The sequence below is a fragment of the Bartonella sp. AD328YNZD genome (assembly GCF_042196425.1).
The window spans coordinates 1-7,957 of sequence record NZ_JBHIQG010000086.1; the positions used below are offsets into that span (position 1 = coordinate 1).

Sequence of the window (7,957 nt, forward strand, 5' to 3'; positions counted from 1 at the left end):
TCTCTCGTTGGTTGCGGGACAAATAAGTATGTCTCTTGTGTTGGTTGGTTGCCAATTTATTTAGAGAGGCAAGATGTTAACGTCATCAGTTCCAATTTAGCAAGAGAGATCTTAAAGCATAACAAGCAGGGTGAACGTGTGTGTGGGTGGAAACATGGCTAGAAAAAGAACACAAGACGATATAGAACTTACAGAAGGAGAAAAAGAAATACTTCAAGAAATCATCATGACCTACAAAAGTGTAAAAGTGATGTCTCGTTATACGAAATGGATTGTACTCATTATAATCTTATTAGCGCTTGATTTTTCACGTATTATGGACGCATTGGTAAGTGTTTTTACACAAAAACCAAATATCCGACTCTAAATACATTCTGAGATGTGCGAAACTGTTTAGCAAATGAATTGTCAATTTCGCGCGCCTCACAGATGCGAGAGATAATATCGTTTTACACATCTCAAACAGTGGTTTTCAAAAGCTGAAAGCCTTATCCTCTCCCCGCTTTTGAAACGGGGAGATGAGTCATGTCGTTTACTTAAGCAGCTTTCGTAACAGATCTTGCTAAAACCCGCTTAGCTTCTTTAATGAGAGCTTTATATTTTCTATTCTCTTCATCCACTCTAAAAGCGTCAATAAGACGAACATGGATTGGACCTAAAAGATACAAAGCTTTTTCACCAGCACTCATACCCTCCCAGTAACTTGGCAAATCAAAGCGTGTATCATTATCATAATCAACAGATTGGCTTTTTAACTTTTTTTCACACTCGATAAAGTAACGACGGGCCTGTCTACCTTTCTCATTGCGTTCAACCATTGAAAGTTCTTTAGCCATGTCTAAGGTAAGGTGATAATCTATTGCTGTAATAGCTCTAGATTTTGCGCTCCCCAATTTTGGGGACCGCAAATCTTGTGTTTTTATAAAATCACTACCCTCTTCAAATTTATACTGATGAATGCGATCTTTAATCCAGGTAGAAAAATCTTTCCCTATTTCCAAAAACGCATGCAAATCACGAGCGTTTACCGTTTGAACAGTTTCCTGATCAACGATTTTTTCTTTAATTTCTATAAGCGTGTTCATAATGAACTCCTATGTGTTTAAATGTCTTCTATTGACACTCTAGAAGAGCGCCGGGTGCTAGAAAACACGGCACATAGCCCGTCGTTATGCCTTCCCCAAAAGGGTATTGTATAGCATAACCACACCCGGCAAAGCCATTATATGTGTGTAACATACAATGAGTCAAAGCCTTTAATGTGCTGAGAAAAGATTGTATCGGCAATCTATCCGCTATGTGTCTAAGGTGTTTTCTAGGCACCTGCTTCGACAATAGACACATTGTTATAATCCTGTCAAGTATCTCCTGTTATAAATGCAGCCCACTGTTCCAAGAGAGCATGGCGTTGTTCTAAAAAATCTGTCCGCATATAAGCTTTTGTCACTGAACTCCCAACTGAATGGGCAAGAACAGTTTCGGCAATCTCAAAGGGTGTTGACGTTGTCTCTGCTATCCAATCCCGTAAGCTGGAACGAAAACCATGGGGACGATAAGTCAAACCACAAATTGTCATATATTTTGCCATGCTTGCATCAGAAATTGGTTTGCCGGTAAGACCAGAAAAGAGAAAACCATTTTTTTCAAAGGGAAGAGATTTTTCAATCACTTTTAAAGCTTCATTACTCAATGGCACGCGAAAATCTGAAACTTTCCCTACAATACCCTTCATATTTTCTTTGGGTATCGTCCATATATCTTTATCTATTTGTTCAAGACGCAAATAGCGCAATGGATATGACCGTACCCCCGTCAAAATAAGCAACTTCAGTGCTAAATTTGAAAGAATCTTATCATCTAAATTCTGATAAAATGCCGGAACTTCTTGCCATGGCATAGCAGGAATATTTGTTGGTGTAGTACGGGGCTTTCCCAAAAGGGCGCGTGCTTTCATACAAGCTTGTAGATCAACTTCCAAACCAAGAGCCGCCGCATATTTCAAGCAAATGTTAATACGGTTTAACGCTTTTCGTGCTGTATCTGCTTTTTCATGCCAAAGGGGCGCAAGAACATTGCGAATGATATTAGCCGTTAATTTTTCTATAGAGAGGCTGCCTATGTGTGGAATAACGTGCAATTCCAGCGGAGAAAACCAACGCCCATTTTTGCCTTCATTTTTTAACTCTGCTTTTTTACTTTCAAAAGCCGCAATTGCAATCTCACTGAATATGTTGCTTTGCTGTTTTAAAACGGTTTGTTCTCGAAAGACAATAGGGTCATTGCCTTCTCTGAGAATAGCACTATAATGCTTGGCAAGTTCGCGCGCTTCTTTCAGAGAAAGTTGTGCGACTGGACCAAGCCCCATTTCACGGCGTTTGTTATGGTATGTATAACGAAAGAACCAAGAGCGCGTATTGTCTTTTCGAACATTCAACCATAGCCCTGCTCCATCACAGTATTTACCTTGAGAAGCAGACTTGACAAGCAATGCTGATAATCTATGAATCCCCCTCACTTAATTTCCCTTCTCGTCCACCTTTTCACACATTGCTCGTCCACCTTTTTGGGTCCACCTTTTAGACCACCTTAATTTTTTGATTTGAGATTTTTTCTTTAATTCTTAATTTTTTTATTGGAACATAAAAAATTATAGACATCAATATGCTCTTGCACATATTTACATAACTTGATTCTTGTTGCTAAAGCCTGATTCGCTCTCTGGGGGCACCATATGTTTTTTAATTACGTGTAGCTTTTCATTTTCCGAGTGTTTTTAAATTCAAGAGAAGGTAGAGGTGAGCGTGAATTTACAAAATATGTTATTTTTATCAAACTTCTTTTTAATACTTTAAATTCAGCTAATTTCTACCAAGGAAAATATTAAAGTTTAAGTTTCTAATGAATATACTAACAACTTCATAACATTGGTAAAATTATCCGGCGGGCTATTATTAAAAGAATCAGAAAGTTTTTTGTAAAATTCTTTCCACAAACATTTTTTTCAATAAAGCCACCTAATTCATCAGCCTTAACTTTAGCAAAGACATAAGGCATGTGTTTCATTTATTAAAGCAAATTCTTTTCTTTAAAAAGGTTGTAGCCTTCTATCTAACAGCGTTTTTGCTGTAAAATTCAAATTATCTATCTGCTCAACTAAAGAACTTTTATTGTTTAGCTTTTGTGCTTTTTTCAAAGAGATGTGGACTTTCAAGAATAAGCTTTTCTCGTGCTTTTTGTAACTGTTTAATGACTTCATCAATCTTTGACGGAGAACAAAAAGATTCTTGGCTATTCAACAAATGCAGCCTCTCCTTTCCCTCATATAAACATTGCATCTGAGATTGAAGTATTCTAACTTCTTGAAAAAAAAGACGTCCTGTTTCCTTAAAACCATTATTAAGTGCAAAAAGTTGATCAGAAATAGATAGCAGAATTTGTTTTAAAAAACGCTCATTTTCTTGGCGTTTACGATATTCTAAAATAAGAGCATGGCTTATTTCATCTAACTGTTTTTTTGTAGAATCAATTTGACGCAATAAATTTGGTTTTTCCCCCATATCACCTTTTCTCACCTTCACAAGCATAGCATGAATGTCTAATAACTTAATTGCGGAATGAGATAAATAATCAACAACTGTAGGCGTATTAACATAGCGTTTCCGTGCAATCATCACAAACTCACCTAATGACTGTTTTTTACATTCATCCCGCTATTTATTTTTCATTTTACAAGACCATTCTAAAGAAAGTGCTAAAAAATATTACCTCCAATACATTATTCGATGGAGCCCTTTCTCTCTTTTCACGATCAACGTGGAATCCGTGGAGAGAGAAAACGTACAGGTGTATAAAGGATAAGATGTGTTGTTTTTTCCAACACACTACTACCATCAGCAAGAAGGGCTTGACTAGGTGACAATTCTGTACCTTGCATAATTGTGGAAGCCAAAGAACCTTCTCGAGAAAGAGCCATCAACGTTGGCGAAGATGCAAAGACATTGTGTGCTCCCCCATCCACATGAGAAAAATCAAGAACAGCTATTCCATTTTTACGCAACATTTCGATATCTGAGCCATCGCCCACACGATGATGTCCACCCGTAAGACGTCCTGAAACGGCAAGAGCTTTATCCGCTCTGGATACTAAAATAGCGGTTGGCTGCGGGAGTTTTTTTATATCATTAAGTTGGCGCTCAAATACATCAACATCAATATCTGGTGCAGCCATTAATAAACTTGTAATACGACGAATAGGCCTATATTTTCCCTGTAACGCTAACGTTCTAAATGCTTCCATTATAACAAAATTGCCCATAGAATGTGCAATAACCGAAATTTGATCAGCATTGGTTTCACTAATAAGTGTTAAAAGCTCTATCAATCCGTCACGGGCAAAATTAGCACTGTCACGATCATAAATATAAAGAGGAACTGATCCGGCCGAAGGCCAAGAATAATGCACAGCGACAACATTTAAAGAATAATCGTGTGTAAACTGTGCTGTACGAAATGTACCATCTGCAAAATTATTATTATACCCATGGATAAAAAGAAAAATTTCTCTTTTTCCTTTTGGCTTTTTTGCTAAAGCAGCATTTAATTGCTGTTTAAACTGTTCTTTATTATCGTATTTTTGCAATGCTACTGCTGCAAAATACTTATCATGCGTAGGTTTATAGGCATTTATTTCAACAACTCCCTTTACATGTTGCTGAGGAATTCCTACGTCAACGCGATTATAATGAACTTTATTTGATCGCTCTGCACCATAAGGTTGAGCGTAATTATTTTGCATCATACGACTTGTTGCAACATACACTGGAACGATGGCTTTTGGAGAAACTGGTTTCCCTTCAACTTCCCTTTCTACGGCAGTCATAGAAGGTGTTGCATGTACCCCATGCCAAAGTACAGCACGTGAATCACTACACGCTGATAATAAAGAAATACAAATAAGAAGTGTTAAATATCTCAGAATCATTATACTTCTCACTGCAACTTAACCCCACCTTATAAAAATATAACATTTCAAATGCATAGATAAAGTAATAAAAAACGAAACATTATTGGCAACACACCAACAAATAACATACAAAAAAGATTTTTCTATAATGCCTATAAATCCCCTCTCTCTAACATAACTTCATCTCATTATGGAGAAACTCACTGCTAACTGGTGCGGTCGAGAAGACTCGAACTTCCACGGGTTGCCCCACAGCGACCTCAACGCTGCGCGTCTACCAATTCCGCCACGACCGCACGTGGAAAGAAAAAACCTTGGTTTTTAGCCTTTAACAAATCATAAAGAAAGGTACAAGCCAATTTTCTTTTTCTCATAATTTATTTTATCCGGATGTTTTATAACTTAATAGAGATTACGAGAAATATGGGCTTTACTATGACCTTTGAACCATCATCATAAAATGTTCTTGTGCCGCTTGATCTTTTTCATAATAACCATGAAAGTTTTTTGTAATTGTTGTAGAGCCCTGTTTTTGGATTCCTCTCATAGCCATACACATGTGCTCAGCCTCAATCAATACTGCGACACCATGAGGCTTCAGATACGTTTTTAACGCGTGAGCCACTTGCGCTGTCATAGCTTCTTGAGTTTGTAAACGACGAGAAAAAATATCTACAACACGTACAATTTTTGAAAGACCAACAATTTTTGTATTAGGAAGATATGCTATATGTGCTTTCCCAATAATTGGGATCATGTGATGCTCACAGTGTGAATAAAAAGATATATTCTTTACGATTACGGCTTCATTGTATCCTGAAACCTCTTCAAAAACTGTACCTAAGGTTTCTTTAACCGATTGACTATAACCATTAAAAAGCTCGCGATATGCCTTGGCTATACGTTTTGGAGTATCTAAAAGCCCTTCTCTATTTGGATTTTCCCCTATCCATAAGAGTAATGTACGAATCGCCTCTTCCACCTCTTCAATACTCGGACGCTTTTCTTCAGATAAATTTGTGTCCTCTTTAACAACATTACGCATTCAAAAACTCCAAGCTTATTCTATACAAAGCATTTGCTCCATACCTATCTCATTTTGTATAATCTCTATATAAGCGAATTAAAAGTTTAAACAATCACGACTCTCAAAATTTCAGGCAATAGCGCATGATTGATACTATCTATAATGATAAAATACTTAAATATGCTGCACATATAGGAAAAATTGGGCGTCTTAATAATCCTGATGCAACATCAAGAAAACATGCACACCTTTGTGGTTCGACAATCACTGTAGATTTAAAAGTGGAAAATGGTATTATTACCGATTTTGCTCACGAAATACATGCATGTGTGCTAGGGCAAGCTTCAGCTTCACTTTTAGCATCTCATATCATCGGACAAACAACTCAAGATCTTAAAATATTGCGTGAAGTTATCTACCAAATGCTAACGCAAAATGGTCCTTCTCCTCAAGCTCCATTTGAGGATTTTTCTTGCTTACAGCCCATTAAAGACTATAAAGTGCGCCATGCAGCAACACTACTACCCTTTGATGCAACGATAGACTGCATTCAAAAAATTGAAGAAAAATAAATGTTCAAATCACAATCTAGACAAAAAAAGTTGACTCGGAATTACACAGGCACTTGGCAAAAGACACCCGGACGATTATTGGGTATTTTCTTAATACGTTTCTATCAAATAACACTTTCGAGTCTTATAGGCAATCAATGTCGCCATGCCCCGACTTGTTCAGAATATACATATGAAGCGATTGCACGCCATGGGCTTTGGGCTGGTGCATGGATGGGACTCTTTCGTATCATGCGTTGTGGGCCCTTTGGAACAGATGGCTTTGATCCAGTCCCTCCATCACTTGGAAATTCTTGCTGTTTTTATAAACCTTGGCGTTACTGGAAAATTTCTGACAAACACAATAAATAATCCTTTTCTTTTTTTATATGTACTGATAGAAAGATTAGTCTATAAGTTTTTTACTTAGTCACGAAACCATCCGCAATCGTTGGCGGAATTGGACTTAAAGGGTGTTTTTATGTCTTGCTCTATTTCTCTTTCTTTTCCTGACGGCTCAAAACATAATTACCCCCCCGAAATGACAGGCTTGGAATTAGCAGAATCTATTTCTAAATCACTTGCAAAAAAAGCAGTCGCCTATAGTCTTGATGGCATCACGCGAGACTTATCGGATCCATTGGGACAATCTGGTCAAGTAGAGATTATTACCCGAGAAGACTCACGCGCTCTTGAGCTCATAAGGCATGATTGCGCCCATGTCCTTGCTGAAGCAGTGCAAGAGCTCTTTCCTGAAACGCAAGTAACAATAGGTCCTGTCATTGAAAATGGATTCTATTATGATTTTGCACGCCAACAACCTTTCACATTAGATGATCTCACTGTCATTGAAAAGAAAATGCGTGAAATTATCCAACGCAATAAACCTTTTAGAAAAGAAATTTGGTCTCGTGAAAAAGCGAGAAGAGTTTTTTCTGAGAAAAAGGAATTTTATAAAGTTGAACTTATTGATAGCATTCCTGAAAATCAAGATTTAAAAGTTTATTATCAAGGAGAGTGGTTTGATCTTTGTCGCGGACCGCACATGCAATCTACAGGGCAAATTGGGAATGCTTTCAAATTAATGAAAGTTGCAGGCGCTTATTGGCGTGGCGATGCCAATAATCCAATGCTCACGAGAATTTATGGAACAGCATTTGCAAATGAAAATGACTTAAAAGCCTACCTCCATATGCTAGAAGAAGCTGAAAAACGTGATCATCGCCGTTTGGGACGTGAAATGGACTTATTTCACTTTCAAGAAGAAGGGCCAGGAATGATTTTTTGGCACAAAAAAGGCTGGAAAATGTTCCAAAATTTGATCAACTATATGCGTAGGCGCCTTGATGATCATCAATATGCTGAAGTTAATGCGCCACAAGTTCTCGATAGGTCACTTTGGGAAATATCTGGCCA

The 7,957-nt window shown here is 37.5% G+C and carries 9 protein-coding genes and 1 tRNA gene; 4 read left to right on the forward strand and 6 right to left on the reverse strand.

Translation table 11 applies throughout. The features are described from left to right. Positions 1–154: 154 nt before the first annotated feature. Positions 155–367, forward strand: coding sequence for a hypothetical protein (locus ACFIO3_RS05665; protein ID WP_375614653.1), 213 nt, complete (start codon positions 155–157; stop codon positions 365–367). A gap of 169 nt (positions 368–536) precedes the next feature. Here ACFIO3_RS05665 and ACFIO3_RS05670 read toward each other — a convergent pair whose 3' ends face one another. From ACFIO3_RS05670 to folE, 6 genes are all read right to left on the reverse strand, one after another. After that, positions 537–1,085 carry an antA/AntB antirepressor family protein gene (locus tag ACFIO3_RS05670; protein ID WP_375614654.1) on the reverse strand — a complete coding sequence of 183 codons (549 nt, stop codon included), beginning with the start codon at positions 1,083–1,085 and terminating at the stop codon, positions 537–539. 272 nt (positions 1,086–1,357) lie between these two features. Beyond that, positions 1,358–2,515: a tyrosine-type recombinase/integrase gene (locus ACFIO3_RS05675; RefSeq protein ID WP_375614655.1), complete on the reverse strand. Its 1,158-nt coding sequence runs from the start codon at positions 2,513–2,515 to the stop codon at positions 1,358–1,360. A 649-nt stretch (positions 2,516–3,164) separates the two neighbouring features. Next, entirely contained in the window at positions 3,165–3,671 is a 507-nt protein-coding gene (locus ACFIO3_RS05680) for a hypothetical protein (RefSeq protein WP_015856440.1), read from the reverse strand. Positions 3,672–3,808: 137 nt separating this feature from the next. After that, entirely contained in the window at positions 3,809–4,981 is a 1,173-nt protein-coding gene (locus ACFIO3_RS05685) for an alpha/beta hydrolase (protein ID WP_375607121.1), read from the reverse strand. A gap of 193 nt (positions 4,982–5,174) precedes the next feature. Beyond that, a tRNA-Leu gene (locus ACFIO3_RS05690) sits at positions 5,175–5,259 on the reverse strand. Between the two features lie 137 nt (positions 5,260–5,396). Next, positions 5,397–6,008, reverse strand: a complete 612-nt coding sequence (gene folE, locus ACFIO3_RS05695; protein WP_375615273.1) for a GTP cyclohydrolase I FolE — start codon at positions 6,006–6,008, stop codon at positions 5,397–5,399. Between the two features lie 125 nt (positions 6,009–6,133). Between folE and ACFIO3_RS05700 the strand changes: the two genes are divergently transcribed. From ACFIO3_RS05700 to ACFIO3_RS05710, 3 genes are all read left to right on the forward strand, one after another. Further along, positions 6,134–6,562, forward strand: coding sequence for an iron-sulfur cluster assembly scaffold protein (locus ACFIO3_RS05700; RefSeq protein WP_375607119.1), 429 nt, complete (start codon positions 6,134–6,136; stop codon positions 6,560–6,562). Next, positions 6,563–6,913 (forward strand): membrane protein insertion efficiency factor YidD, encoded by a 351-nt coding sequence (yidD, locus tag ACFIO3_RS05705; protein ID WP_375607118.1) that lies wholly within the window; start codon positions 6,563–6,565, stop codon positions 6,911–6,913. Positions 6,914–7,022: 109 nt separating this feature from the next. Continuing rightward, positions 7,023–7,957, forward strand: a 935-nt coding sequence (locus ACFIO3_RS05710; RefSeq protein ID WP_375704186.1) for a TGS domain-containing protein, incomplete at its 3' end; no start/stop codon positions are given.

What these genes read in the sequence shown, in the direction of transcription:
- ACFIO3_RS05685 (WP_375607121.1), bottom strand. Translation starts at nt 4,981, where the DNA reads ATGATTCTGAGATATTTAACACTTCTTATTTGTATTTCTTTATTATCA.
- ACFIO3_RS05665 (WP_375614653.1), top strand. Translation starts at nt 155, where the DNA reads ATGGCTAGAAAAAGAACACAAGACGATATAGAACTTACAGAAGGAGAA.
- ACFIO3_RS05670 (WP_375614654.1), bottom strand. Translation starts at nt 1,085, where the DNA reads ATGAACACGCTTATAGAAATTAAAGAAAAAATCGTTGATCAGGAAACT.
- yidD (WP_375607118.1), top strand. Translation starts at nt 6,563, where the DNA reads ATGTTCAAATCACAATCTAGACAAAAAAAGTTGACTCGGAATTACACA.
- folE (WP_375615273.1), bottom strand. Translation starts at nt 6,008, where the DNA reads ATGCGTAATGTTGTTAAAGAGGACACAAATTTATCTGAAGAAAAGCGT.
- ACFIO3_RS05700 (WP_375607119.1), top strand. Translation starts at nt 6,134, where the DNA reads ATGATTGATACTATCTATAATGATAAAATACTTAAATATGCTGCACAT.
- ACFIO3_RS05680 (WP_015856440.1), bottom strand. Translation starts at nt 3,671, where the DNA reads ATGATTGCACGGAAACGCTATGTTAATACGCCTACAGTTGTTGATTAT.